The sequence below is a fragment of the Nocardioides eburneus genome, from assembly GCF_040838215.1.
Classification (GTDB): Bacteria; Actinomycetota; Actinomycetes; order Propionibacteriales; family Nocardioidaceae; genus Nocardioides; species Nocardioides eburneus.
On record NZ_JBFPJR010000023.1, the window covers coordinates 1 to 24217 of the forward strand.

Annotated in this window: 29 protein-coding genes and 1 pseudogene; 3 read left to right on the forward strand and 27 right to left on the reverse strand. The window is 72.5% G+C overall.

Features of this window, described 5'->3' with window-relative positions; genetic code table 11:
* The 8 genes and pseudogenes from AB3X52_RS13175 to AB3X52_RS13210 form a co-directional block, all read right to left on the reverse strand.
* Nucleotides 1-1040, reverse strand: a 1040-nt coding sequence (locus tag AB3X52_RS13175; RefSeq protein ID WP_367994549.1) for an acyl-CoA dehydrogenase family protein, incomplete at its 3' end; no start/stop codon positions are given.
* Nucleotides 1037-1246 (reverse strand): ester cyclase, encoded by a 210-nt coding sequence (locus AB3X52_RS13180; protein WP_367994550.1) that lies wholly within the window; start codon nt 1244-1246, stop codon nt 1037-1039. The genes AB3X52_RS13180 and AB3X52_RS13175, both read right to left, overlap by 4 nt.
* Before the next feature lie 14 nt (nt 1247-1260).
* Nucleotides 1261-1389 carry a hypothetical protein gene (locus AB3X52_RS13185; RefSeq protein WP_367994613.1) on the reverse strand — a complete coding sequence of 43 codons (129 nt, stop codon included), beginning with the start codon at nt 1387-1389 and terminating at the stop codon, nt 1261-1263.
* Nucleotides 1390-1424: 35 nt separating this feature from the next.
* Nucleotides 1425-1553, reverse strand: a pseudogene (locus AB3X52_RS13190) (SDR family NAD(P)-dependent oxidoreductase); the annotation flags it as partial.
* An 11-nt stretch (nt 1554-1564) separates the two neighbouring features.
* A complete protein-coding gene (locus AB3X52_RS13195) occupies nt 1565-2623 on the reverse strand; it encodes an LLM class flavin-dependent oxidoreductase (RefSeq protein WP_367994551.1) in 1059 nt (352 codons plus the stop codon).
* A complete protein-coding gene (locus tag AB3X52_RS13200) occupies nt 2620-3546 on the reverse strand; it encodes an alpha/beta hydrolase (RefSeq protein WP_367994552.1) in 927 nt (308 codons plus the stop codon). Before AB3X52_RS13200 ends, AB3X52_RS13195 begins: the two co-directional genes overlap by 4 nt.
* Nucleotides 3547-3626: 80 nt before the next feature.
* Nucleotides 3627-4280, reverse strand: a complete 654-nt coding sequence (locus tag AB3X52_RS13205) for an MBL fold metallo-hydrolase (protein WP_367994553.1) — start codon at nt 4278-4280, stop codon at nt 3627-3629.
* Entirely contained in the window at nt 4280-5380 is a 1101-nt protein-coding gene (locus tag AB3X52_RS13210) for an S-(hydroxymethyl)mycothiol dehydrogenase (protein ID WP_367994554.1), read from the reverse strand. Before AB3X52_RS13210 ends, AB3X52_RS13205 begins: the two co-directional genes overlap by 1 nt.
* A gap of 150 nt (nt 5381-5530) precedes the next feature.
* On the opposite strand from AB3X52_RS13210, the gene AB3X52_RS13215 reads away from it, so the two are divergent.
* Nucleotides 5531-6142: a hypothetical protein gene (locus AB3X52_RS13215; RefSeq protein ID WP_367994555.1), complete on the forward strand. Its 612-nt coding sequence runs from the start codon at nt 5531-5533 to the stop codon at nt 6140-6142.
* On the forward strand, nt 6142-6645 hold the full coding sequence (locus AB3X52_RS13220) for an RNA polymerase sigma factor (RefSeq protein WP_367994556.1): 504 nt from the start codon (nt 6142-6144) through the stop codon (nt 6643-6645). Before AB3X52_RS13215 ends, AB3X52_RS13220 begins: the two co-directional genes overlap by 1 nt.
* A 29-nt stretch (nt 6646-6674) precedes the next feature.
* Here AB3X52_RS13220 and AB3X52_RS13225 read toward each other — a convergent pair whose 3' ends face one another.
* The 13 genes from AB3X52_RS13225 to AB3X52_RS13285 all read right to left on the reverse strand — a co-directional run bounded on the left by AB3X52_RS13225 (nt 6675) and on the right by AB3X52_RS13285 (nt 18660).
* Entirely contained in the window at nt 6675-9536 is a 2862-nt protein-coding gene (locus tag AB3X52_RS13225; RefSeq protein ID WP_367994557.1) for a BTAD domain-containing putative transcriptional regulator, read from the reverse strand.
* Nucleotides 9537-9581: 45 nt separating this feature from the next.
* Nucleotides 9582-10394, reverse strand: a complete 813-nt coding sequence (locus tag AB3X52_RS13230) for a hypothetical protein (protein ID WP_367994558.1) — start codon at nt 10392-10394, stop codon at nt 9582-9584.
* Between the two features lie 302 nt (nt 10395-10696).
* The gene (locus tag AB3X52_RS13235; RefSeq protein WP_367994559.1) at nt 10697-11317 is read right to left on the reverse strand and encodes a hypothetical protein; all 621 of its coding nucleotides are present in this window, start codon (nt 11315-11317) and stop codon (nt 10697-10699) included.
* Nucleotides 11318-11380: 63 nt separating this feature from the next.
* Nucleotides 11381-11812, reverse strand: a complete 432-nt coding sequence (locus tag AB3X52_RS13240; RefSeq protein ID WP_367994560.1) for a hypothetical protein — start codon at nt 11810-11812, stop codon at nt 11381-11383.
* A gap of 467 nt (nt 11813-12279) precedes the next feature.
* Entirely contained in the window at nt 12280-12972 is a 693-nt protein-coding gene (locus tag AB3X52_RS13245) for a TadE/TadG family type IV pilus assembly protein (RefSeq protein ID WP_367994561.1), read from the reverse strand.
* Nucleotides 12969-13415: a TadE/TadG family type IV pilus assembly protein gene (locus AB3X52_RS13250; protein WP_367994562.1), complete on the reverse strand. Its 447-nt coding sequence runs from the start codon at nt 13413-13415 to the stop codon at nt 12969-12971. The genes AB3X52_RS13245 and AB3X52_RS13250 overlap by 4 nt, the downstream gene beginning before the upstream one ends.
* Nucleotides 13412-13876: a TadE/TadG family type IV pilus assembly protein gene (locus AB3X52_RS13255; RefSeq protein WP_367994563.1), complete on the reverse strand. Its 465-nt coding sequence runs from the start codon at nt 13874-13876 to the stop codon at nt 13412-13414. The genes AB3X52_RS13250 and AB3X52_RS13255 overlap by 4 nt, the downstream gene beginning before the upstream one ends.
* On the reverse strand, nt 13842-14060 hold the full coding sequence (locus AB3X52_RS13260; RefSeq protein ID WP_367994564.1) for a hypothetical protein: 219 nt from the start codon (nt 14058-14060) through the stop codon (nt 13842-13844). Before AB3X52_RS13260 ends, AB3X52_RS13255 begins: the two co-directional genes overlap by 35 nt.
* 26 nt (nt 14061-14086) lie before the next feature.
* Nucleotides 14087-14983: a type II secretion system F family protein gene (locus AB3X52_RS13265; RefSeq protein ID WP_367994565.1), complete on the reverse strand. Its 897-nt coding sequence runs from the start codon at nt 14981-14983 to the stop codon at nt 14087-14089.
* Nucleotides 14980-15870 (reverse strand): type II secretion system F family protein, encoded by an 891-nt coding sequence (locus AB3X52_RS13270; protein WP_367994566.1) that lies wholly within the window; start codon nt 15868-15870, stop codon nt 14980-14982. The genes AB3X52_RS13265 and AB3X52_RS13270 overlap by 4 nt, the downstream gene beginning before the upstream one ends.
* A 10-nt stretch (nt 15871-15880) precedes the next feature.
* A complete protein-coding gene (locus AB3X52_RS13275) occupies nt 15881-17188 on the reverse strand; it encodes a TadA family conjugal transfer-associated ATPase (RefSeq protein WP_367994567.1) in 1308 nt (435 codons plus the stop codon).
* Nucleotides 17185-17976 carry a CpaE/TadZ family protein gene (locus tag AB3X52_RS13280; protein ID WP_367994568.1) on the reverse strand — a complete coding sequence of 264 codons (792 nt, stop codon included), beginning with the start codon at nt 17974-17976 and terminating at the stop codon, nt 17185-17187. The genes AB3X52_RS13275 and AB3X52_RS13280 overlap by 4 nt, the downstream gene beginning before the upstream one ends.
* A gap of 3 nt (nt 17977-17979) precedes the next feature.
* Nucleotides 17980-18660, reverse strand: coding sequence for an SAF domain-containing protein (locus tag AB3X52_RS13285; RefSeq protein WP_367994569.1), 681 nt, complete (start codon nt 18658-18660; stop codon nt 17980-17982).
* Nucleotides 18661-18872: 212 nt separating this feature from the next.
* Here AB3X52_RS13285 and AB3X52_RS13290 point away from each other — a divergent pair, with 212 nt between their 5' ends.
* A complete protein-coding gene (locus AB3X52_RS13290; RefSeq protein ID WP_367994570.1) occupies nt 18873-19280 on the forward strand; it encodes a hypothetical protein in 408 nt (135 codons plus the stop codon).
* Nucleotides 19281-19283: 3 nt separating this feature from the next.
* Here AB3X52_RS13290 and AB3X52_RS13295 read toward each other — a convergent pair whose 3' ends face one another.
* The 6 genes from AB3X52_RS13295 to eccD all read right to left on the reverse strand — a co-directional run bounded on the left by AB3X52_RS13295 (nt 19284) and on the right by eccD (nt 24212).
* Complete coding sequence (locus tag AB3X52_RS13295) at nt 19284-19859, reverse strand: hypothetical protein (RefSeq protein ID WP_367994571.1); 576 nt, start codon at nt 19857-19859, stop codon at nt 19284-19286.
* A 108-nt stretch (nt 19860-19967) separates the two neighbouring features.
* Nucleotides 19968-20534 (reverse strand): hypothetical protein, encoded by a 567-nt coding sequence (locus AB3X52_RS13300; protein WP_367994572.1) that lies wholly within the window; start codon nt 20532-20534, stop codon nt 19968-19970.
* Between the two features lie 109 nt (nt 20535-20643).
* A complete protein-coding gene (locus AB3X52_RS13305; protein WP_367994573.1) occupies nt 20644-21267 on the reverse strand; it encodes a hypothetical protein in 624 nt (207 codons plus the stop codon).
* A gap of 25 nt (nt 21268-21292) precedes the next feature.
* The gene (locus tag AB3X52_RS13310) at nt 21293-21664 is read right to left on the reverse strand and encodes a hypothetical protein (RefSeq protein ID WP_367994574.1); all 372 of its coding nucleotides are present in this window, start codon (nt 21662-21664) and stop codon (nt 21293-21295) included.
* A complete protein-coding gene (locus tag AB3X52_RS13315; protein WP_367994575.1) occupies nt 21661-22812 on the reverse strand; it encodes a CpaE/TadZ family protein in 1152 nt (383 codons plus the stop codon). The genes AB3X52_RS13310 and AB3X52_RS13315 overlap by 4 nt, the downstream gene beginning before the upstream one ends.
* A complete protein-coding gene (gene eccD / locus AB3X52_RS13320; RefSeq protein WP_367994576.1) occupies nt 22812-24212 on the reverse strand; it encodes a type VII secretion integral membrane protein EccD in 1401 nt (466 codons plus the stop codon). The genes AB3X52_RS13315 and eccD overlap by 1 nt, the downstream gene beginning before the upstream one ends.
* Between the last annotated feature and the right edge of the window lie 5 nt (nt 24213-24217).

A 24217-nucleotide genomic window follows, 5' to 3' on the forward strand; every position in this document is an offset into this window, starting at 1 on the left:
CCCCCGAGGAGCTGGACGGCATCGGTCGTCACCTTCATCGCCGTGTCCGAGGCCAGGCACTTCGCCACCGCCCCGGCGGCCGCGACATCGGGACCGCCCGCGTCGATCTCGCGGGCGGCGGCGTACGTCGCGGCGCGGGCGGCGCGCACGGCGATCTCCATGTCGGCCACCATGAACCGCAGCCCCTGGAAGTCGGCCAGCGGCCGGCCGAACTGCTGCCGCTGTCTCAGGTAGTCGGTGGCGACGTCGAGCGCCCCCTGCGCGAGGCCGACGGCCTGGGCAGCCGCCGTGGTCCGCGTCCGGTCGAGGGTGTCGAGCGCGATCCGCATCCCGTCGCAGGGGCGGCCGACGAGGCGGTCGGCCGGCAGGCGTACGTCGGCGAGGTGGACCTCGCAGGTCGGCGACCCGCGCAGCCCCATCTTCCTCTCCGGCGGGCCGAACGAGAGCCCGGAATCGGTCGCCTCGACGAGGAACGCCGACAGGCCACGGCCGCGGGCGGCCGGATCGGTCGACGCGAAGAGGACGTAGACGTCGGCGCGGCCGGCGTTGGTGATCCACCGCTTCGTCCCGCGCAGCACCCAGCCGTCGCCGGTCCGGGTCGCGCGGGTGGCGATCGCGGCGACGTCGCTGCCGGCCTCGGGCTCGGAGAGCGCGAACGCGCCGAGCCACTCGCCGCTCGCGAGGCGCGGCAGGTAGCGCGCCTTCTGCTCGGCCGACGCGGCCAGCAGGAGCGGCACCGCCGTCAGCTCGTTCGCCCCCGAGACCTGCTGCGTCGTGGCGCACACCCGGGCCAGCTCCTCCGCCACCACGGCACCGGCCAGGTGGTCACCGCCCTGGCCGCCGTACTCCTCGGGCAGGGTGACGGCGTGCAGGCCGGCGGCGAAGACCGCGCTCACCCCCTTCTCGGGGAACGCGGCCTGCTCGTCGACCTCCGCGGCGTACGGCGCCAGCTGCTCCTCGGCGACCTGGCGCGCCACCGCGCGGAGCGCGAGGTGCTCCTCGTCGAGCCCGTACGACGGCCACCGACGCGCGGCGGTCACGGCTGCTCCTCGGTGAGCGCCGCGAGCAGCGGCAGGTTGTCGGCCACCGCCCAGTGGTCGGTGATCCGCCCGTCGACGACGGTGACGATGTCGATGACGTTCCACTCCACCCGGCGCCCGGTGCCCGGCCGTCCACGCCAGCGGCGTACGACGTCGCCGGGGCCGCCCAGGTCGTGGTCGACGTGACCGCCGTCGGCGTGGTCCATGCCCTCGTCCTCCCTCAACGGCCCTCGAACGGGTTCATCGGCCCGACGCCGGAGAGGATCTCCCCGACCCGCCGGGTGACGGGCCGGTGCGGCCCGTCGTCGGTGAGCACGTAGAAGCGGTCCTGCTCGAGGAGGACCGGCATGAAGGCCCGGACGCCGTGGATGACGCCGCCAGCGCGTCGACCTCGACGTCCGCCATGACGACGTTGAGTCCACGCTGGACGAAGGCGTGCGCCAGCGCGAGCCCGATGCCGCTCGCGGCGCCGGTGACGACGGCGGTGTTGCCCGGTTCGATGACGTCGGTCATGTCCCGCGACGCTAGAGGCCGGCGCCGGCGGAGCGCGACGGGTTCTCCGCGGGGCGGGAGGCGGCCGCGAGCTCGCGCCGCACCTGCGGGATCACCTCGGTGTCGAAGAGCTCCAGCGAGCGCAGTGAGTCCGCGCGCGAGAGCGACCCGAAGGCGAACGCCCCGGCGAGGTAGTTGATCCCCGAGACGGCCACCGCGTGCACGACCTGCGCGGCGACGGTGGCCGGGGAACCGACCAAGAAGCGGTACGACGCCGCCAGCTCGCGCACGTCGACCCGGTCGGGGTAGCGGTCGACGCCCGCCTGCCGCCACAGGTGCGTGAAGCTCGCCAGGTGGGCGTCGAAGGCCTCCTGGGCGAGCTCCGCGGCCCGTTCGTCGGTCTCCGCCACGACGACGTGGCGCAGCATCCCGAAGCGCGCACCGGTGTGCTCCCCGCGGGCCGCGAAGAAGCCGTCGGCGTGGGTGCGGATGACGTCGAGCGTCGGCGAGAGGAAGCCGAAGCCGAAGATGGTGTGCTGGCCCTGCGCGGCGGCGCGGGCGATCGACTCGGGGTTGCTCGTCGGATACCAGACCGGGGGCACCCGCTGCGGCCGGACGAAGAGCGGGACGGGGTCGCCCTCGGCCGGCGCGTAGATCCCCGTCTCGAGCGCGGCCATGATCCGCGGGACCGCGGCGGCGTACGTCTCCGCCTGCGACTCTGCGGTGCGACCGAACATCGCCGCCTCGATCGGCGACGAGCCCTTGCCGATGCCGATCTCGAGGCGGCCGTGGGAGAGCTGGTCGAGCATCCCGATCTCCTCGACGAGTCGCAGCTCGTCGTACAACGGGACGACGAAGGTGGTCGGCACCAGCCGGATCCGCGCGGTCTCGCGGGCCACCGCCGCGAGGAAGAGCGCCGGCGACGCGGCGAGCCCGAGCGGGGTGCCGTGGTGCTCGGCGACGTGGTAGCGGGCGAACCCGCCCGCGTCGGCGCGCCGCGCCAGCGCGAGCCGGTCCTCGTAGAGCGCGGCGGTGTCGCGGTCCGGCGCGACGTCGAGCCAGTCGAAGACGCCGAACTCGAGGTCGCTCACGGCGCCCCCTCGGCCCCGGAGTCCGACCCGGCCCCGCTCGTCGCGCGCGCCACGAACCGGGCGAGCAGGTCGCCGAAGCCGCCGTCGAGCCCGGTTCCCTCCAGCCCCAGCGCGAGGATCTCCGAGAGATGGGTGGCGTCCGGGATGGTGACGAAGAGCGGCGTCACGCCGTGCGCCGCCCACATCGCGCCGAGCAGCACGGTGGCCTGCCGGTGGAAGTGGGGTACGTCGAGCTCGGCGACCGCGAAGAGGAGCGGCAGCGCCGAGGCGGCCAGCCCCGGGAGCGCGGACTTCGCGGGCAGGTCGTCGGTCCCGTAGTAGTGCCGTGCGAGCTCGTCGAGGGTGTTGGTCGGCGGGTCGTAGACGCCCGACATCATCACCGCGCCGACGACGCCGTCGGCGACCGGTCCGCCGTGGCCGGCGACGTACGACGCCACGTGGGACGCACCCGCCGACTGTCCCATGACGACGATCCGATGCGGGTCGCCGCCGTACTCCTCGGCGTGCTCACCGAGCCACGCCACCGCCGCAGCGATGTCCTCGGCGGCCGACGGCCACCTGAAGTCCGGCGCGAGCCGGTAGGTCATCGTGACGCCCACCAGACCGTGGTCGGTGGCCCACCGGCCGAGGTGGTCGTAGAACGGGTAGCCCTCGCGCGTCTTGTCGCCGCCGACGAAGCCGCCGCCGTGCACGAAGAGCAGGACCGGGGCGCCCGCGCCGACCGCCGGGTCGGTGTGGACGTCGAGCCGGTGCCGTGGGTCGGGCCCATAGGCCCGGTCCCGGTCGACCACCGGCGCGCGGTGGTCGACCGCCTCGTGCAGCGGTGTGAAGAGGTCGTACGCCGCCTGGATCGTCTCGGGGTCGAAGCGGCGGCCGGTACGCCGCAGCTCCGCCCTCACCTCGTCGGGAAGTCGCGTCACCACGTCCCGACCCTCGGGCCGCCGAGGGTCACAGCGCAACGACCCTTCCTCCGGCCGGAACCCGCTCGGTCGTCCCCGGGTCGTCAGTCCCCGAGCAGGGCCCGCTCCGCGCCGATGGTGGTGTCCTCACCGTGGCCGGTGTGGACGACGGTCTCGTCGGGCAGGGCGAAGAGCTTGGCCCGGATCGAGGCCTCGAGAGTGGGGCGGTCGCTGTAGGAACGGCCGGTCGCGCCCGGCCCGCCCGAGAAGAGGGTGTCGCCGGTGAAGACGCAGCCCAGGTCGGGGGCGTAGAGGCAGACCGCGCCCGGCGCATGCCCCGGGGTGTGCAGCACCTGGAGCGTCGTCCCGGCGACCGTCAGCCGCTGTCCGTCGGACAGGTCGACGTCCCACAGGTTGCCCGTCGGATCGTCGGGACCGCCGTGGGTCAGCTCCCACAACGGCCGGTCGCCGGGGTGGAGCAAGATCGGCGCTCCGGATCCGCCGTTGACCGCCTCCCGCAGCGCGGGCGCGACCCGGACGTGGTCGTCGTGGGCGTGGGTGCACACGATCGCGGTGACCCGCCGGTCGCCGACCACGGCGAGGATGCCCGCCACGTCGTGGGGTGCGTCGATGACCAGGCACTCCTCGTCGTCGCCGACCACCCAGGCGTTGTTGTCCACCTCGAAGGTCTCCCCGTCGAGGGTGAACGTCCCCGACGTGACGCCATGATCAACGCGAGCGGTCGACGCCTCAGCCACTAGAGGATCACCACCGAGCGCAGCACGTCGCCATGGTGCATCTTCTCGAAGGCCGCCTCGATCTCGTCGAGCGCGATCTCCTCGGTCACGAACGCGTCCAGGTCGAGCCGACCCTGGCGATAGAGGTCGATCAGCATCGGAAAGTCGCGGGTCGGCAGGCAATCGCCGTACCAGCTGGACTTCAGCGCCCCACCCCGCCCGAAGACGTCGATCAGCGGCAGGTCGGGGACCTTCATCTCCGGGGTCGGCACCCCCACCAGGACCACGGTGCCGGCCAGATCGCGGGCATAGAACGCCTGCTTCCAGGTCTCCGGCCGACCCACGGCCTCGATGACCACGTCCGCACCCTCGGCGCCCTCGTAGAACCCGGCCGCGATCTCCTTGATCGCCGCCACCGGGTCCGTGGCCGAGGAGTCGACCGTGTGGGTCGCCCCGAGGGACTTCGCCTTCTCCAGCTTCTTGGCGTCGATGTCGACCGCGATGATCGGGCTCGCCCCGGCCAGGGCCGAGCCGGCGATCGCGGCCGCGCCGACACCGCCGCAGCCGATGACCGCCACGCTCCTGCCCCGGGTGACCGCGCCGGTGTTGATCGCCGCGCCGATCCCGGCCATGACACCGCAGCCCAGCAGGCCCGCGGCCGCGGGCCGGGCGTCGGGGTCGACCTTCGTGCACTGGCCGGCCGCGACCAGCGTCTTCTCCGCGAACGCCCCGATGCCCAGCGCCGGGGTGAGCTCGGTGCCGTCCTCGAGCGTCATCTGCTGGGTGGCGTTGTGGGTGTTGAAGCAGTACTGCGCCTCGCCGCGCTTGCACGCCCGGCACTGGCCGCACACCGCCCGCCAGTTGAGGATCACGAAGTCGCCCGGCGCCACGCCGGTCACGCCCTCGCCGACCGCCTCCACGATCCCGGCGGCCTCGTGGCCCAGCAGGAAGGGGAACTCGTCGTTGATCCCGCCCTCGCGGTAGTGCAGGTCGGTGTGGCACACCCCGCACGCCTGGATCTTCACGACCGCCTCGCCCGGGCCGGGGTCCGGCACGTTGATCGTGACGACCTCCACCGGCGCACCCTTGCTGCGTGCGATGACGCCCTTGACCTGCTGCATCCGACTCCCTCTTCCCAAGCTCGGCGGCCGCCTCGCTGCGGCACGTCTCCGAACGTAGCGAATGCACGCAGACGTCCGCAGGGGTGATGGACGGATCGCCGCCTGCCGGACATGTACGGGGTGTCATCATCGGCGAACAAGGGAGCTGCCATGGACCTCAACGAGCTGCTGACGCGCAGCGCACCGCCGGTCACGACGCGGACACCGAACCTCGACCGCGAGCTGCGTGACCTGGCGGCGGCGGCCGAGCAGGCGGCGCGGCCGCGTCGCCGGCGGCTGCGGGTCGGCATCGTCGGCGCCGTCGTGGTCGGCGTCCTCGGCGTCGGCGCCGCCAGCGCGACCGGCCTCGTCCCCGCTCCCGGGTGGGTGCCGTGGACGTCGTCGTCGGGGAAGTCCTGCCGGATGCAGCTCGACGTGGTGCCCGCGCTCGACAAGCACGGCAACGTCATCAACGGTGAGCCGCTGCCCGGTCATTTCACCCAGGCGGAGCAGCAGGAGGCGCTGGACGAGGCGCGGGCGTTCCTCGCCTCCTACGACTACGCCTCGATCGACCGACCCGCCGCCATCCGGGCGTGGAAGGCCGCCGAGGCGAAGGTGCGGGCAAGCGAGCCGCCGGGCGAGCGGCAGCCGATCTTGCGCGGCGCGGACATGGAGCAGATGGCCATGTCGCGCGTCGTCTGGCGGGACCTGAAGGCGCACCTCACCGCGCACGGGATCAACTGGCGCCTGGTGGTCAGCGGCGAGTCGTGGCGGTGCGAGTGATGACGCCCGAGTCCCGCGCGATGCTCCGCATCGCGCTCCGGGAGACGTCCACCGACCTGCTCGCCTACTTCGAGCGCCGGGTGCGGTCGCGCGAGGACGCGGCCGACCTCCTGGGCGAGACGATGCTGCAGGCCTGGCGGCGTACGGACGCCCTCCCGGAGACCGCCGAGCGGCAACGGATGTGGTTGTTCACCATCGCCGCGCACGTGCTCGCCAACCACGCCCGGTCCGTACGCCGGCGTACGGCGCTCGCCGACCGCCTCCGCGACCATCTCTCCACCGCGCCGACGAGCCCCGACCCGGCCGAGGCGAGCGCCGTCCGCGACGCGGTGCTGCGGCTCCACGACGCCCAGCGCGAGCTGGTGATGCTGATCCACTGGGACGGCTTCACCATCGTCGAGGCGGCCGAGCTGCTCGGACTCAACCCGTCGACGGCGCGGGGACGGTATGCCGCGGCCCGCCAGGCCCTGCGGCAGGCGCTCGCCGAGACCGTCTCGCCCTGAGACCCGGGGCGCGGCGGACGCGGGGCGGATCAGGCGACCCGTGACCGATAACCGGGGAGGAGCTCGTCCACGAGCGCATCCGTCTGCGCGGACGCACCGAACGGCGAACCTTCGGCCCCGATCGCGGCGTACATCGCGTCGGCGACGGACCGGCTGTCGTCGACGGAGCCGTGGCGGGCCTCCAGCTGAAGGCGGGCGCGCCACAGCTCCTCGCTGGCCGGCGCGAGCGCGAGCCCGCGGGCGAGCGCGTCGCGCGCGGACGCGATGTCACCGGCCGCAACGTCGGCCTCGGCGAGCGCCTGCGCGGTGAGGACGACGGCGAGCGCGATGTCGGCCTCGACCGGATCGACCTCGAGCCAGGTGTAGCGACCGGCCGGCACGCCCTCGAACGCCGGGCCGCGGACCAGGCCCAGCGCGCGGCGCAGGTGCGTGCGGCGTACGCCGGGGTCCGCCTGGGCGGCGGCTCGGTTGAGCGCCTCACGGAACGCGGCCCAGTCGAGGTCGACGGTGCCAGGGGTGAAGCGCCACACGCCGTTGTCACCGGCGAGCACGGGGCGGCCGTCGGTGGTCGTGCCGAACCAGTCGGACAGCTGCCGCAGCACACCGTCGCGCAGGTCGGCGTCGACCCCCCGCGGCCACAGCGCGGCGCTGATCCGGTTGGCGTGGACGCCGCCGGGATGGAGCGCGAGGAAGCAGGCGAGCTCGGTGAGGAACTCCCGCCGGTTGGCACCGACCTCGCCGGGAGCGGTCACGGTGACGGTCCCGAGGACGCCGATCCGGACCTGCGCGTCGGTCGCGACGGCCGGCGTACCCTCCGCCGCGAGGACCTCGGCGAGTGCGTCGAGCCCGACCGACCGGTCCATCTCCGGCACCTCGTAGAGCGAGCTGAGCCCGCGGGTCGCGCGGACGTCGAGGACCTGCGCCTGGACGTCGATGCCGTGCTGGGGCGCGGTGAGCCGGCCGTCGGCGTGGGCGGCGAGGGTCATCGCCGCGTCGGGAACGGGACCGATGACGACGACGCCGAGGGCCACCTTGGCATCGGCGGCGAGGGCCTGCAGGTGGGCAAGCTGCTCCGCGGCCGGGAGCCCGGAGCAGACGACAAGGTGGTAGGTCCAGTCTTCTCGCTCCGGCCCGGCCGCACCCAGGCGGGCGTCGAGGACGGTGTCGCGGCCCGCGTCGCGGCAGCGGGTGCGCTGGTCGCGGGCGATGTTGTCGAGGCTCTCGAGCACCCGGTCGAGGTCGTCGACGCGGCGGACGTTGCCCTGCCCGACGAGCGCAAGGTCGTCAGCGAAGCCGACGAGGGTGACCGTACGACGGTCCGCCCACGCGTGGGTGGCCGTGTCGACGGCGATGCTCATCGCGAGGCCGCGAGCGGTCGCCTCGTCGCCGTCGAGCGCGACGAGGCCCGGCACGGCCTCGGGGTTGACCAGCAGCAGCGAGCCGTCCTGCCGGCGGCCGACGCAGACGAGGCCCGGGAGCGGGGCAGCACCGTCGGTCGGCGTCGCCGCGCCGTCGGCCAGCGTCCAGATCCGGTCGCTGCGGGCGTCCCAGCCCGGCGGCGGCGTCCCCGGCTTGGCGCCGTCGAACGCCATCGCGACGCCGGCCGGTCCGACCGACACGCGCAGCGGCGCCGGCGTACCGAACACCGGTCGCCACGAGCGCAGCGCCCGGTCGAGCCTGGACGCGGCGCCGGGGTCGGACTCGGAGCGCAGGCTCACGCCCGGCGGCGGTCCGTCGGGGTCGGGAGTGGGGTCCGTCGGGTCCGGGCGACCGCCGGCCGCGACGGCGCGGGCCCACAGCTGGCCGGTGGTCAGCGACGCGCGACGCCGTCGGAGGCCGGCGAAGACGCCCGCGAGCGCGAGGCCGCCGGCGACGCCGAAGTACGGCGTCCACTCGGCGCTCACGTGGAAGCTCCCAGAGCCGTCAGCCGTGCGTACGGCGGACGGGACCGTCGCCTCGTCGCCGTGGGCCTGGACGCCGGAGCCGCCCTCGGGCGCGGCCTTCGCCCCCGGGCCGCCCTGGGCGCCTGGCTCGTCCGCGACGTGGGCGACGACCTTGAGCCCGGGGCCGTGCGCGTCGTCGGGGAGGCGCAGCACCCAGCCGGGGAAGATCAGGTCGGCGTCGCGCAGCACCCGGCCGTCGGCCTGGGTCAGGCCCTTGTTGAGCTCCCAGATCTCCTTGTAGCGGATGCCGTTGCCGAGATAGCGCTCGGCGATGTCCCACAGTGTGTCGTAGTGACGCCCGGCGGGCGGCCTCACCTCGTAGAACGTCTGCACCCCCGCCCTCACGTCCTGCCGGTCGGCGTCGACCAGCTGCGTCGCCGACGGCAGCGCGCCGCCACCCGGCGACGACGGGATCGCCTCATGACCCTCGCGGGCCATCGGGGACGCGTGTGACTGGCCGGCCACGGCGACGTGGCGGGGCGCGTCGTGGATGCCCGCGGAGACGGCCGCCGAGGCGGGCGCGAGCGTGGCCGCCGTACCCCCGGCGAGGAGGGCGATCGTCGCGATCGCCCGGCGGGCGAGGGCCTGGGTGCCGATCCCGGCACCCGGGATGTGGGGCGCGACGCCACGACGGCGGCGCTCGGCGATCGCCTCGACCACGAGGCAGACCACGAAGTGCGCCCAGGCGAGCCAGACCACGAAGGCGAGCACGTGGAGCACCGAGTCGGCCGAGGTCTGCCGGGTCAGCCAGTCGAGCGAGGGACGCTCATGGGGCCACGGCGTCCCGAACGCGGCGAGCAGCCCGATCGGGACGCCGATGACGACGACGAGCGTCGCCACGAGTGCGAGCAGGCCGCGGGCGATCTCCGATCCGCGGCTCGGCAGGGCCTGGCTCCGGGGAAGCCTGGCCGCTCGGGTTGCTCGGGTCCGCTCCATCGTCGATCGCATCGCGTCTCGCCTCGGTTCGTCGCGCGTCCGGCGCGCTGTGGTTGCTCAGTAGATGACTTGGGGTGGCTGGTTCGGGGTCTGGACCTCCTGGACCGGGAGGACCTGGTGCAGCCGCATGGTGAAGCCGTCGCCGAGGGCATGCATCTCACCGGGATGGCCGTAGGTCACCTTCCACTCCACGGTGACCGACACATTGAACGCATCCTTGACGTTGTCCGGGATCGGCTCGGTCGCATACTTCCGCGCCGACGCGCTCGAGCGCGGGAACGTGATCGAGCAGGCGCCCTTGGGTTGGTTCGCCGGCGCGGCACCCTCGACGTACGGCGTGCCCGGCTCACACGTGACCGACTTGATGCCCCGCTGGTTGGGGTCCACCGTGATCCTGGTCGCCTGCGCCCGCATCACCAGACCGTTGGTCCGGATCTGCTTGAACGGCCCACCCATCGCCTTCCCGGCATACGGCCCCTGCGCCACCACCCGCTTGGTACCGGGGTCCAGCCACGCGAAGGTGAAATACGTCGGATACCCAACAATCGGGGTCCGGTTCGGCTCCGTCCGCATCACCGGCACCGGCAACTGCGCATCCGCATGGACCTGGTCCCACAAGAAGTCCGTGATCGGGTTGTGATGGTCGGAGGTATCGGTCCCGGACGGCACCCACACCAGCGACAACGACAGCCCCCGATCGGTCCCGCCGTCATAGGTATCGAAGTCGATGTTCTCCAAACACGACATCAACAGGTAGCGACCCTCGCCCGGGTTCGCGTTGAACGGCACCGGATACCCCGCGGGCGGCTCGCTGTAGCGACACCGCTGCAACGACTCCCGCCCGAACCGCTCCCGCAACGTCTTCGACACCCCCGACGCACCCAACGTCACGCAATACGAGCCCATCCCCGACCCGTTCGCATACACCGAACACGCCATCGGCGGCGAGGCCGGCGCCGTCGGGTTGGACGGGGTCGGCGCCGACGCCGGCACATACGTCTGCTCCGTCACCGTCCCCGAACTCACCTGCCCAGCAGTACCAGCCCCGGCATTCGAGTCGCCCGACGACGGGTCGATCCACCCGGCGTGAGCCGCGGAGGGCCGGGCGCTGACTGTGACGACGGCGAGGAAGCTTGCCAGCGCAATCTTCGGGAGGAACCTACGGTTTGACGTCACTGGGGTGCACCCCCTGCGCATCTCCCGTTGCCGCTGACCTTGGTGAGCTTCCACGTGCCCCCGACCTTCTTGAACGTCATCTCGTAGCGCCCCCAGTAGTTCTCGGGGCCCTGGTAGAGGTTGCCGTTCGGCTTGCGGTAGTCGTACGAAGGCATCCAGAAGCACAGCGTCGCGGTAGCGCCCTTCCTCTTGGCCACTCGTGCGACAAGCCGCCGGTCGACGTGGTACCTGTTGCTGGCGGCAGTCTGAACGGCCGTCACCATTAGTTGCCGCACGTCTTCCGAGCCGGCCCGCCCGAGAAGTCCAGGGACCAATCGACCTCGATTGATCGACCCTTGGACACCCTCGTTGACCTGCTTCGCCGCCAGGACAACGGGGTCGGTGGCGTACTTGTCCCAGTTGAGGATGTCGACCGTCACGCCGTACTTGCCCTTCGGCTGCGCCGGCGGACCCGTCGGCGACGGAGCCGTGCTCGAGGGCGCGGACGAGGTCGTGGACGTGGACGGCGACGAGGATGGGGAGGTCGAGGGCTTGGCCGAGGGATCGCCGCCGCATGCGGTCAGGGCCAGCGTCAGGGCAGCGGCCAGCCCGGTCAGGTGCCCACGAAGGCGCGTCATCGGTCCCCCAGATAGCCCGAGCAAAGACCGCAGCAGTATAGGAACGCCCCACGCGGGGCCCGCTCATCTCGGTGCACCACCCTGGCACTTCCCGGTGGACTTCGTGCCAGTGATCTTCCACGACCCCTGAGCATTGCGGAGATTCGTCGAGAACCGCAGCCAATAGTGCTGTGCCGGGCCGTACCACTTGTTCTGCTTGTCGTAGTACCCGTAGCTCGGGCCCCACGCACACGACGTCAGCGACGCCCGGTGACCGTGGGTCTTCACCGAGGCGATCCGAAACTTCGCGGTGACGGGCATGTGCAGCTTGTTGTGCCACCCGAACTCAAGACTGGACACCAACGACGAGTGCATCGACGCCGCGAACAGGTCCGTGAAGCCGGGCGCCAGCTTCCCCATGTTGGCGGAGCCTTGGAAGGCCTCCACGGCCTGCTTATAGGCGAGAACGACGGGGTCGGTGGCGTACTTGTCCCAGTTCAGGATGTCGACAGTCACGCCGTACTTGCCCTTCGGCTGCGCCGGCGGACCCGTCGGAGACGGAGCCGTACTCGTGGGCGCGGACGCGGACGGCGACGAGGATGGGGAGGTCGACGACTTCGCGGACGGGTCCCCACCGCCGCACGCCGCCAACCCCAGCGTCAGCGCAGCGACCAGTCCGATCAGGTGCCCGCGATGGCGCGTCATCGGTCCCCCAGATAGCCCGAGCAAAGACCGCAGCAGTATAGGAACGCCCCACGCGCCGACCAATCGCCGACAAGAGACCCAGACCTGTGGGCGGACATGTGGGGAACCTCCAGCAAACCCGAGTACATCCAAGGAGACGCTGCCGCTGCCCGTCTATGACACGGACACCGCCACCCTTCCCCACCTCGCCCCGACTACACCTACCCCCGACCAGGAGCGCGCACGATGACGCCAGATACGTGACGGCTCAGGACACCGCGGTGGCCACACCTTTCGGGTCACTGCCCGATGCCAGGAGTGACGCATGGCTTGTCGGTGGGCGTGGGGGTGGGCGTGGGCTTCTTGGTGTGCTTCGGCGGCTTGGGGCCCTTGGTCTTCGACGGCTTGGATGGCTTGGGCGGCTTCGGGGTCTGGGTCGTGCACGGAGAGATCGAGATCTCCGGCGGTGAGGGCGGGGCGGTCGGCACGGGGCCGGCCGACGGCGGGGCGACCGAGGGCGGCGGCATGGTGGCGAGCTTGCCGGTGTCCGGGCCCGAGATGCCGCTGATCGGTCGAGCAAGGGCCTGCCCGCCCGAGGTGAGCGTCGACCGGCCGATCATGGAGAGCAGGATCGCCTTCGACTCCACCTTGGTCGACACGCTGACGCCGTGGAAGGTCCCCGCCGAGCCGTCGACGGCGGTGATGTGGGGGACGCACCGGACCAGCTGGGGGTCGTTGCTCATCGCGTTGTCGCAATACTCCCGCGCCGCCCGGAGGGCGAGCGAGGGCACCAGGTCGAGCCGCGGATCGGTGACGTCGACCTCCTGGGCGCCGGCGCGGGCCGCCTCCTCGGCGTACGCGATCGCCCGGCCGTGCGCGTTGAGCTGCCGGCCACCGTCGATGACGAGCCCGGCGAGCAGCAGGATCACCAGCGAGACGATGATGACGAACGGGGAGATCGACCCCCGCTCGTCGGTGCGGAGGCGCCTCATCGGTAGGGCCGGTATCGGTCGAGCGGGCTGGTGAAGGTGCGCTTGATCGTCACCGACTTCATCGGCAGCGCGGTGAGGTCGCTCAGGTCCAGGGTGCACGCGACCGTCACCGACACCGAGTCGATCGCGGTGGGGTCGTTGGGATCGGGGAGCCCGAAGGCACCGCTCGTCATCGTGATCGAGGTCACCCGCGCGCTGTCGCGACACGACGACGGAGCGTCCCGCATCGCGTCCGCGACGACGTCGCCCGCGATCTTCGGGACGTCGGCGCGGACGTTCTGCGCGGTGGCGGCGCGGGCCGCGTCGCGCGACGACTGGTCGACGAGGTTCTCCGCCTGCGCATAGCGCGCGAAGACGAAGATCAGCATCAGCAGCGCGAGCAGGAACGGCGCGACGATGACGAGCTCGAGGCTCGACGTACCGGCCTCGTCGCGGCGCCTCATGAACCCGCCTCGGCGTCGTTGCGGAACTGCTCGAGCGTGGCGTACGACGTCTGCTCCACCTCGACGGTCCCGCCGAGGGGCAGGACGACGTCACCGACCACCAGCATGCTGACTCGCCCCGTCGTGGTGTCGATGGTGCCGACCGCCGTGGCGTGCTTGAGCCGCCCGAGCTTCTCGGCGTAGTTGACCGTGACCTGCTCGGCCGCAGAGACGAAGGCGTCCGGATCGGAGTTGCTGCCTGCGAGGCGGAGGTAGGAGACGCCCTCCCGCGACGCGGACTGGGCGGTGTCGCGCGCGTAGAAATAGAGCGCCGCCTCGATGATCAGGAAGATCAGCAGCAGGAGGATCGGCGCGATGATCGCGAACTCGACCGCGCTGGCGCCAGACTCGTCCCGGCGGCGCGCGCCGGAGCCCGAGCGGCCACGATCAGTAGTTGCTGCCGTCCTTGATCTTGTTGGCATTGTCGTTGACCACGCTCGTGATGACCTTGGCGATGATGAGCGCCAGCACCACCACGACGGCGGAGATGATCGCCCATTCGATGGCCGAGGCGCCGAGCTCGCTGCGGCCCTCACGGCGCATGCGTTCGGCGTGTCCACGGGCCCACACGATGATCGTGCGGGCGTGGAACAACTCTGGTGGCATCGGAGGTCCCCCTTGCTCATCACGCCTCAACCGAGCTGGCTCACGGCAGGGTAGGCCAAAAATATCAGGAAGGCGACGCACATCAGCAGCTGAGCCATCAGCATCGACTGGGAGCTCTCGCCGGCGGCTCCCTCGACGTCGACCAGCTCCTTGCGCCGGATGCTCTCCGCCCGTGCCATCAGGGAGCTGCGGATGCGCGCGCCCTCGTCGCCCGCCAGCGCCAGCGCCGATGCCAGGTCCCGCAGCTCGTCGACGCCCAGGTCCCGGCCCAGCCGGGCGATGCCCTCCCACGGCGTCCACCCCATGATGCGGGCGTTGGAGAGCGACTGCCGCAGCAGCACCATCGCCCAGTGGTCGCCGAACGACGAGGCGGCCATCAGCGCCTCGGGAAGACCACGTCCGCCGGCGAGGTTCATCGCCACCAGGTCGAGGAAGGCCCCGGTGACGTGCCGGAAGTCGCGCCGCCGTGACTCCGCCTCCCGTCGCAGCGCGAGGTCGGGCAGGAAGAACCCGGCGACGCCGGCCGCGAGCGCACCCACCAGGGGCATCGTCGGGGCGTCGGCGAAGCCCACGAGCCACAGCACCGCCGGCAGCCAGACGAGCCCGACCAGGCCGAGGAGCAACTTGTTGCCGAGGTGCGTCGCGAGCGAGCGGTTGAGTACGGCGAGGTCGGTCCGCGTCCGGCTCAGCTGCCACCCGCGGCTCGCGACCTCCGACTCCAGGCGCGCGCCCACGCCCTCACGCAACCGGTCGATCCGGCCGTCGCCGGTCGCGGCGCTCGCCGTGATCCCCGAGCGAGAGCCGTGGGACCGGTCGAGGCGCGACAGCGTGGCGACGATGCCGGGCGCAGGCCGGGTGAAGGCCAGGACGAGGATGAGGATCCCCGCGCCGACGGCGGCGCCTGCGAGCAGCTGGAGGATCATCGGCGAGCACCGTCCTTCTCGCCGTCACGAGCAGGCTCCGACACGACGAGGAAGCGCTGGGGCTCCGCGACGCCGGCGAGCCGGCGCAGCCAGAGCACGCTCCCGCCGAAGAGCACGAGCACCAGGGCGAGGACGAGCTGGCCCGTCACGTTGCCGTAGGGCTCGACGTAGCTCCGGTTGAAGATCACCAGCCCGCCCGCGACGCAGACGATCACGCCGACCACGATCTGGACGCTCCGGCGGGTGCTTCGGCGACTCGACTCCACCCGGCGGCGTACGTCGAGCTCGTCACGGGCGGAGTCGGCCAGCGCAGTGAGCACGTCGCGCAGCCCGGGGCCGCGGAGGCGGGCGTTGAGCACGAGCGCGGCCACCACCAGGTCGGCGGACGCGTCGCCGAGGTCGTGGGCGAACTTCAACAGCGCGTCCGGGAGCGGCTCGCGGACACGGAGCCGGTCGACGAGCAGGTTGAGCGCCGGCCGGATCGACGGGGCCGCGTTGACCGCGGTGGCGGGGATGGCCTGCTCGAGCCCGACCGCCCCGGCGATGGTGTCGCGGAGCGACTCGATCCAGGCGGCCAGCCCCTCCGCGCGCACGATCGCCTGCCGCTCGGCGCGGGCACCGCCGAAGAGCCGGTTCCAGAACGCGATCACGGCGCCGACGACCACCGCGAGCACGACCCAGCGGGTGACGGCCAGGACGACGACCCCGGCGAGTACGCCGAGCAGCGCCTGGCGGGCATTGCGGCTGCCGAACGCCAGCGCGCGTACGACGCGATCCGACCGCACCTTCGCGGGGCGGCGGTCGACCCGCAGAACGAGCATGGCCAGCCCGATCCCGGCGATCGCGCCGGCAGTCACCGCGAGCGGCAGGCGGAGCTGTTCGATCATCGTCGCTCGCTCACGCCCACTGCCCGTGGACGGCGGGGCGGTAGCCGTGCTCGGACAGCTCCTCGATGCAGGCGATCGGCGCATGGGCCGCCGCGCGACCCTGCCGGTCGGGCGCGAACACCTCGCTGGAGAGCACCTGGGCGTCGTACCCGACGATCTCGCGGATGCTCTCCACGACGCGGTACTGACCGCCACCGGTCGCGTGATCGTTGTGCTTGCGGAGGAAGACGACGAAGTCGAGCGCACCCGAGATCAGCATCCGCGTCGCCTCGAGCGGCAACCGCTCCCGGGCCTGGAGCGCGTAGGTGCCGATGCGGTTGAAGACCTCGAGCGAGGAGTTCGCGTGGATGGTCGACAGCGAGCCGTCGTTGCCCTGGCTCATCGCGTTGAGCATCGTCACGATCTCGTCACCGAGGACCTCGCCGACGATGACCCGGGACGGGTTCATGCGCAGCGAGCGGCGGACGAGCTCGGCCATGGTCACGCCGCCGCGGCCCTCGGAGTTCGGCAGCCGCTCCTCGAACGCGACGACGTTGGGGTGGAGGTCGGCGTAGTCGCCGAGCCCGAGCTCGAGCGCCCGCTCCACGGTGATCAGGCGCTCGGAGGCCGGGATCTCGTTGGCGAGTGCCCGCAGCATCGTCGTCTTCCCGGCGTTGGTGGCGCCGGCGATCATGATGTTCTTGCGGGCCAGGACGGCGGCCCGCAGGAACGACCCGACGTCCTCGGAGACGGTGCCGTTGCCGATCAGCTCGTCGAGGAAGACCTTCTGCAGCCGGGCCTTGCGGACCGAGACCGACGGCCGGGCGCAGACGTTCATCACCGCGGAGAGGCGCGAGCCGTCCGGCAGGCGCAGGTCGAGCTGCGGGTTGGCGGAGTCGAACGGCCGGCTCGACAGGCCGCTGTGGGCGGCCAGGACCTGGATCAGCTCGACGAGCTCCTCGTCACTGTCGGCGACCGGCGGGTGTCGCTCCTCGCGGCCGTTGCCGTATTGGACGAAGACGTGGTCACAGCCGTTGATGTCGATGTTCTCGACCTCGGGGTCCTCGATCAGCGGCTGCAGCCGGCCGACGCCGAAGAGCGCCGAGTGGATCGCGGAGGCGACCTCGAGCTCCTCCTCGGGCCGCAGCGGCGAGCGGCCCTCGGCCACCTCGTAGCGGGCGTGGTCCTCGAGGACCTGGACGATGAGCGAGCGGGCGTACTCCCGCTCGTCCTCCGCCGTCATCGGCGAGATCCCGCTCATCTGGTCGCGGCGGCGCTGCTCGTTGAGCCGGTCGGCGACCTGGGAGCGCAGGGTCCGGACGAGGTCGTGGTCGATCATGCGCGCTGCTCCTCGGCCGGACCGGTGTCCTCGACGTACGCCGGCGCCGTGCGCGCCGCGAGGGCGTGCGCGACCGGCACGCCGGACCGGGCGAGCGGCGTACGGTCGGCGCGCCCTCGGATCTGGCCGAGGAAGAACCCGGCGCCCACGGGATCGTGGGTGATGTGGTGGACCGCCTCCACCCGGGCCTCGGCCTGCTCGAGCACTTCCCGCACCTCGCGTACGGCGCGGTCGCGGCGCGCCGGCGCGACGACCGCCACGTGGACCGGCGGCGCCATCGGACCGCCGAGCTCCTGCTGCAGCCGGCCGAGCCGCTCGCGGAGGTGGATCACGTTGCTCGGGACGGTGTCGACGACCATGACCACGGCGTGCGCGCTGGCGAGCAGGACGTTCTGCGGAGTCTGGGCGCCGATGCGTCCGAGGTCGGCGATCACGTCGACGCCCGGGACCGCCGAGAAGAGCTTCGCCAGGTCCGGCCACGTCACCCCACCGGCCTGCTCCGGGACGCGGATGCCGGTGACGACGCCGAGCCCACCGACGATCCACTGGCTGTGGTTCAGGACGAGCGAGGGGTCCATCGACTTGCGGCCGGCGGCGACGAGGTTGAGCAGGCCGCCCTGCGGGTCGAGCGAGCGGCCGTCCATGCCGGGCATCCGCCACGCGACGTCACCACCCGAGGGATCGCACTCGGCGACCACGGCCATGCGCGGCCACAGACCGCCGAGGAGGAGCGCGGTGGTCGTCACTCCTGGTGAGCCCTTGGCCGAGGCGACGGCGATGAGTCCCATCGGTCAGCCTCCGCAGGTCGCGGCGACGACGCCGCCCTTGGTGCCCCCGACGAGGGCCGGGGTCACGGCCTGGTCGGCGATGCCCTGCGAGACCGTCGAGAGGCAAGAGATGTCGATCGACACCACGATGTTCAACGTCCCGGAGCTGACCCCGCCAAGGCCGCCCCCGTCATCCGCCTTCCCGACGGAGACCAGCTCCGCGAGGATCGGCCGACCGCCGCCGGAGCCACCGCTGCCGGAGCCGATGTCGAGAGCGAGCTGCGCGCCCGGCTGGAGACCGCGGATGAACGGGCTGGAGTCGACCGGGATCGTCAGCTGGGTCTGGTTGTCCGCGATCCCCGACTTCTTCGACACCATGTCGGGGGTCAGGATCGTCCCGGGCAGGAGCCGGACCGTGGCCGACTGTCCCACCAGGTCGCTGCTGTCCGCCCAGGCGATGCCACCGTCGAAGTCCTCCGGGAGGCTCACTCGCTTCAGGTCGTCGGCGGTGATCCGGGCACCCTGGGCGACGTTGGCGTCCACCTGGACGAAGGAGGCACGGTGGCCGGCCTGGAGCGCGAGCCAGGCGGAGGCGAGCGCACCTCCGATGATGAGCAGGATCGCCAGCCCGATCAGGGCGGGACGCGACTCCCGCGTCGACGGGAGCCGTGACGTCACCGCCCTCGTCGTGGGTGCCTGTGCCATGGCCTGCCTCTCGCTCAGCTCGTCACGCGAGGGTCACTCCAGGCGCCACCCGAGAGGACCCGCGGGCCACCGTATAACGACGCCAGGTGCGGCGCGTCCCGTCCCGCGGCCAAAGAGCAGGGGCGGCGATCACCGCCAGCGCCGATCGGCCGCGCCGGCACGCGCACGCGCTGCGTCAACTCGGCGATGATCTCCACCGCGATGGCAGGCTGGTGAGTGCCAGCGTCGAAGGCGACGCGGTCGGGCTGAGCCTCGACAAGGACGGCGTGTGGCTCGAAGGCGCCCACAAGAAGACCACCGACGACGTGACAGTCGTCGAGCACGCGAAGGTGAGGGCGCCGGAAGGGACTCCGCCCCCCGCCGGCGAGCCCCAGCGGGTGCCGATCCAGGTGCCGAACCCGTTCGCGCCGCTGACCAACCTCGTCCACAACGCCACGAGCACCGCAGAGGACGGTCTCTCGTCGCTGGGATCCCACCTGTCGTCCGAGGGTCACCATCTCGCCCACAACGCCGAGGCATGGGGCGACTACCTGGGTGACAAGCTCCGAGACCTCCCGGAGGGCGGCGGGCTCCCCACCATCCCCGGACCGATTCCGATCCCCATCATCCCTGCCTTCTGACCCCTACGAGACGCCGCCGGTGTGACCTGCACCGGGCCCGGTGCGGAAGGCGAAGCCGACGGCCATCCAGCCCCCGTCGCCCTGCTCGACCGTGACCTCGTAACTGCCATGCTCCTCGTAGACGTCATTACCAGGGCCCGCGTCGCGCCCACAGACGGTCTTGCCCGTCCAGTCCACCGTGTAGCGGAGGCGACGCGGCTCCGTCGAGACCGTGACCGGCTCACCGCTGATGACCGGGCGCACCACGTTGCGGATGCATTGACGTCCCCGTTCACGCGCGGTCATCACGTTGTGACAGGAGTAGCCGTCCAGGATCTCCTTCGACATGCTCCCCACGAAGTAGTCCGGGCCGCCGAGCAGCGGGGGGAGGAGATCGCACTTCTTGCCCGACACGAAACCGAGATAGTCGCTGAAGCCGCGGGCAGCCGCCGTCGACGTCTGCCACAGCGACCCCGCCGAGGCGGGCACGGACTGGCCGCCAGCCCCGCCCGAGCCACCGCAGCCCGCCACGAGGGCCACCAGCGCCACCGCCAGCGACACCACGAGCAACCCGCGCAGCGTCGTACGCGACTGACCCATCTCACCCCGCCTCCCGATCGACGACACCGTGGAGGCCAACCGATGGGCACCCGACGGCGTCACCACGGTCGAGACCGATCCGCGCCGTGAGACCTCCCGTGCCGACGCCTACGAGACGCCGCCGGTGTGCCCCGCACCGGGGCCACTCCGGAGCGTGAAGCCGACGACCATCCAGCCCCCGTCGCCCTGCTCGACCGTGACCTCGTAACTGCCATGCTCCTCGTAGACGTCGTTGCCGGGGCCTGCGTCCCGGTCGCAGACCGTCTCGCCCTTCCAATCCACCGAGTAGCGAAGACGACGGGGCTCCGTCGAGACCGTGACCGGCTCACCGCTGATGGTCGGCCGCACCACATCCCTAGCGCATTGGCGTCCGCGCTCACGCGCCGTCATCACCTTGTCACAGGAGTAGCTATCCAGGACCTCCTTCGACATGCTCCCGACAAAGTGGGTCGGGTCGTCGAGCTCCGGTAGGACCTGATCGCAGTCTTTGCCCGACACGAAGACGAGATAGTCGCTGAAACCCCGGGCAGCCGCCTCCGCGCTCGACCATACCGAGCGCACTGAGGCGGATCCAGACTGGCCGTCGCCTTCGCCAGAGCCGCCACAGCCTGCCGCAACGGCAGCCACCAGGGGGACGACGACCAGCCCACGCGACACCGCGCGCCACGGACCCATCTTCAACCCGCCTCCCGATCGACGACGTGTGCAGGCTAACCGATGGGCACCCGGCGACGTCACCACGGCGAGAGACGGACCCGCGCCATAACACCTGCTGTGCCAGCTCCTACGAGACGCCGCCGGTGTGCCCCGCACCGGGGCCACTCCGGAGCGTGAAGCCGACGACCATCCAGCCCCCGTCGCCCTGCTCGACCGTGACCTCGTAACTGCCATGCTCCTCGTAGACGTCGTTGCCGGGGCCTGCGTCCCGGTCGCAGACCGTCTCGCCCTTCCAATCCACCGAGTAGCGAAGACGACGGGGCTCCGTCGAGACCGTGACCGGCTCACCGCTGATGACCGGGCGCACCACGATCCGATCGCACTGGCGTCCGCGCTCACGCGCCGTCATCACCTTGTCGCAGGAGTAGCTATCCAGGATCTCCTTCGACATGCTCCCCACGAAGTAGTCCGGGTCATCGAGCTCCGGCTCGAGAAGATCGCACTTCTTGCCCGACGCGAAACCGAGATAGTCACCGAAGCCGCGGGCAGCCGCCTCCGACGTCTGAAATAGCGACCCTGAAGACGTAGATGCGGCTCGGCCGCCACCTCCGCCACAGCCCGCCGCAACGGCAGCCACCAGGGGCACCACGACCAGCCCTCGCGACACCGTGCGCCACGGACCCATCTTCAACCCGCCTCCCGATCGACGACCGCTGCAGGCTAACCGCCGCCGCTCGATCTGCCGCTCCACCAGCCCTGGAACACCAGACCAGGTCTCAGGGGCTCCCAGTCGGCGTCGGGCGCGGACTGGTGGAAGGGCCGGCCCCGGGGCTCGCGGGGGCCGTGGGCGACGGCTGCTGGGGCTGCTGCTGCTCCTTCTTCTCGTTCTCCTGCGTCTTCTGCAGCGCCTGGGTGACGGCCAGGGCGGCGACGATCACGGCGGCCACGACGAGGCCGACGACGACCGCCGGCCAGACCCGGGCGTGCTCTCGCCAGGTGCGCCGGCTGCCGTGGAGGAGCGCCGATCGGAGCTGGCGGCGGCGCATCGCGTCCGCCTCCAGCACGTACCGCTCGGCGTTGGGCATGGTGCGCATCGCCAGCCGGTCGGTGCCGTGGCGATCGCCCTCCGCCGGGTCCTGGCCGCTCACGACGGCGCCATCGCCATGGAGGCGGCGACCCGCAGGATCGCCTGTCGGGTCGCCGCCCCGACGACGGCCGGGTCGAACGGCGTGCCCGCCCGCAGCGCACGCTCCGGGGGTACGACGACGAACGACGGCCCCGCGCCGCCGATCTCACGCTGCGTCTGTCGGTAGGCGTCGTCGTGGGGGCACACCACCACGTTGACGACGGCGCGGGCAGCGACCGGGTTGACGAACCCGATCCGCTCGTGGACGCGGGCCAGCGCCTCGGCGCCGATGCTGCCGGGGCCGGTCACGGCGACGACCTGGTCCGCGCGGGCGAGCGCGCTGTGGGCGCCGTCGCCCGCGTCGTCGCCGACGTCGAAGAGCGTGAACGCGTGGGCCGAGCCGAGGAGCTCCAGCAGCCGCCCTACCTCACGTCGTCCGAGTGGCTCCTCCCAGTCGGGTGCGTCGACGACGCCGAGCCCCGAGCGCAGCCGCGGCGGGTCCACCGCCTCATGGTGCGCGAGCAGCGCCGTACCGCTCGCGTTCTGCTCGCCGCCGAGCAGCCGGCCGAGCGACAGCGCGCCCGTCTGGACGTCGACGAGGACGCTGTGGTCCTCCCGCAGCGCGGCCATGGTCTGGCCGACGCCGACCGCGACCGTCGTACATCCCACGCCGCCCTTGCCGGCCACGAACGCCACCACGCGGCGGTCGCTCTGCCGACGTCGGACGGCCTCGACGAGCGCCCGCTCGTCCTGGATCGAGGCGGCGGCGTCGGGCGTCGCGATCCCCCGCGCGACCGACCGCAGGAGCCGGCCCGGGTCGGTGCGCGCCACCGGCACGGCGCGCTCGGCCGGCGGGACCGTGACCGTCTCCTCGGGCGAGGGGGCCGACGCGACCGCCTGTCCCGGCAGCCCACCCGGCACTCCCGCCGCCGGCTCCGGCGGGGCTGGAGGGTACGGCGGCGGGACGATGTCGGGTCGCAGCGGCACCACCGAGGACGGCGGCTCCTCCGTCGCTCCCGGCGCCGCGTCGCCGGACAGGCCCAGGCTGCGCGGGTCGATGCCCATCCGGGCGAGGTCCGCGGCGGCTCCCTGCGCCCGCTGCCGACGGCGTACGGCGAGGTCCGGCTGCTCCGCCGGCGTCTCGTCGGGGCCCGGTCGGTCGTCGCTCATCAGAACAGCCCTCCGAGCATGTTGTAGACGCCGGCGGCCCCGAGCAGCAGCACGACGGTGACCACCACGACGACGAACTCGACCGCGTTGAGGGTGCGCTTCACGCGCGCCCGGGAGATGTCCGACATCGGCAGCGACGCGAGTCCGAGGCCCAGCGCGACGACGACGGCCGCGACGGCGACGATCCAGCCGGCGGTCTCCGTGTGCTCGGAGGCGAGCCGCGCGGCGGCGTACGCCACCACGACGGCGCCGCCGACACGGAGCGCGACCATGTGCTGGGTCCGGGAGAAGACCCGCGAGCGCAGCACGAGCGCGGCGGCGACGGCGAGGGCGAGGGTGCGGTCCCACGGCCGGGCGTCGTGGAGGAGGTCGACCGCACCCCACACGGCGGTGAGGGCGAGCGCGAGGACGCTGCCGACGAGCAGTGCGTTGCTGGCGCGGTAGCGCGCCCGCAGCGTCGCCTGGTCGAGGCGGCCGACGTGGCGTACGCGGTAGTCCGCGCTCGCCAGGCCGCCGACGGCGAGCGAGACGCGTGGCACGATCCCGACGGCGAGCACGGCGGCGACCGGGAGCGAGCGCGAGGCCTGGTCGGCGGCCGCGGCGGTCGTGTCGCAGGCGCCCTGGACGACCCCCGCGGCGAGCATGACGGCGCCGAAGGCCGCATGGCCGGTCGCCGCCGGTGTGAGCAGCCTCGCCACCCCGGCCACGACGGCGACGAGCACGGCGGCGGTGATCAGGGTCGCGCCCCGGCTGAGGTCGGCCTCGCGTCCGGCGGCGAGGCCCGCGAGCGCGGCCCACGCCAGCCCGACCCCCGCGGCGACCTGAGCATCCAGGTCACGGGCGAACCGGCTCGCCCACCACGTCGCGAGGAGGAGTACGACGGTCGCCGCGGCCGCCGACCCGACCGAGTCCAGGCCGGCGAGCGTCCCGGACAGCCCGAGGCGGCCGGAGAGCCACGCCACGGCACCCGCCGCCGCGAGGCCACCGCTGCCCGCGAGGACGGCGAACGACCGCGTCGTCGGCGTGGCCCAGACGCCGCCGGCGGCGTCCACGCTGTCCTCGACCGCGTCCCGCACGTCCTCCACGCGCGCCGGCGACACGTCCTCGTCGGCCGTGCGCAGCTCGAGCACGTCGCCGTCGAGGACGCCGGCCTCCTCGAGCGTGTGGGTCAGCGGGAGGGAGGGGCCACCGAGGCGCCCGAGGGTCCAGGTCACGGCGGCGGATCCGGACGGGTCGGCGTACCTCATCACCTGCGCCATCACGTCCGCGATCGGGAGCGCGCTGGGCAGAGCGAGGTCGATGGCGCGCTCGGACGACACGACCGTGACCCGGCTGTAGGCAGTGAGCACCAGGTGGTCGACCTCCGAGAGCAGGGCGCCTTGCGGGCATTTCCGGCGCACGCGAG

Bases quoted from the DNA above. Each gene is read 5' to 3' on its own strand.
- AB3X52_RS13180 (WP_367994550.1), bottom strand. From the start codon at position 1,246: ATGGACCACGCCGACGGCGGTCACGTCGACCACGACCTGGGCGGCCCC.
- AB3X52_RS13185 (WP_367994613.1), bottom strand. From the start codon at position 1,389: ATGCCGGTCCTCCTCGAGCAGGACCGCTTCTACGTGCTCACCGACGAC.
- AB3X52_RS13210 (WP_367994554.1), bottom strand. From the start codon at position 5,380: ATGCAGCAGGTCAAGGGCGTCATCGCACGCAGCAAGGGTGCGCCGGTG.
- AB3X52_RS13215 (WP_367994555.1), top strand. From the start codon at position 5,531: ATGGACCTCAACGAGCTGCTGACGCGCAGCGCACCGCCGGTCACGACG.
- AB3X52_RS13220 (WP_367994556.1), top strand. From the start codon at position 6,142: ATGACGCCCGAGTCCCGCGCGATGCTCCGCATCGCGCTCCGGGAGACG.
- AB3X52_RS13225 (WP_367994557.1), bottom strand. From the start codon at position 9,536: ATGCGATCGACGATGGAGCGGACCCGAGCAACCCGAGCGGCCAGGCTT.
- AB3X52_RS13235 (WP_367994559.1), bottom strand. From the start codon at position 11,317: ATGACGCGCCTTCGTGGGCACCTGACCGGGCTGGCCGCTGCCCTGACG.
- AB3X52_RS13245 (WP_367994561.1), bottom strand. From the start codon at position 12,972: ATGAGGCGCCTCCGCACCGACGAGCGGGGGTCGATCTCCCCGTTCGTC.
- AB3X52_RS13250 (WP_367994562.1), bottom strand. From the start codon at position 13,415: ATGAGGCGCCGCGACGAGGCCGGTACGTCGAGCCTCGAGCTCGTCATC.
- AB3X52_RS13255 (WP_367994563.1), bottom strand. From the start codon at position 13,876: ATGCCAACAAGATCAAGGACGGCAGCAACTACTGATCGTGGCCGCTCG.
- AB3X52_RS13260 (WP_367994564.1), bottom strand. From the start codon at position 14,060: ATGCCACCAGAGTTGTTCCACGCCCGCACGATCATCGTGTGGGCCCGT.
- AB3X52_RS13265 (WP_367994565.1), bottom strand. From the start codon at position 14,983: ATGATCCTCCAGCTGCTCGCAGGCGCCGCCGTCGGCGCGGGGATCCTC.
- AB3X52_RS13270 (WP_367994566.1), bottom strand. From the start codon at position 15,870: ATGATCGAACAGCTCCGCCTGCCGCTCGCGGTGACTGCCGGCGCGATC.
- AB3X52_RS13275 (WP_367994567.1), bottom strand. From the start codon at position 17,188: ATGATCGACCACGACCTCGTCCGGACCCTGCGCTCCCAGGTCGCCGAC.
- AB3X52_RS13280 (WP_367994568.1), bottom strand. From the start codon at position 17,976: ATGGGACTCATCGCCGTCGCCTCGGCCAAGGGCTCACCAGGAGTGACG.
- AB3X52_RS13285 (WP_367994569.1), bottom strand. From the start codon at position 18,660: ATGGCACAGGCACCCACGACGAGGGCGGTGACGTCACGGCTCCCGTCG.
- AB3X52_RS13295 (WP_367994571.1), bottom strand. From the start codon at position 19,859: ATGGGTCAGTCGCGTACGACGCTGCGCGGGTTGCTCGTGGTGTCGCTG.
- AB3X52_RS13300 (WP_367994572.1), bottom strand. From the start codon at position 20,534: ATGGGTCCGTGGCGCGCGGTGTCGCGTGGGCTGGTCGTCGTCCCCCTG.
- AB3X52_RS13315 (WP_367994575.1), bottom strand. From the start codon at position 22,812: ATGAGCGACGACCGACCGGGCCCCGACGAGACGCCGGCGGAGCAGCCG.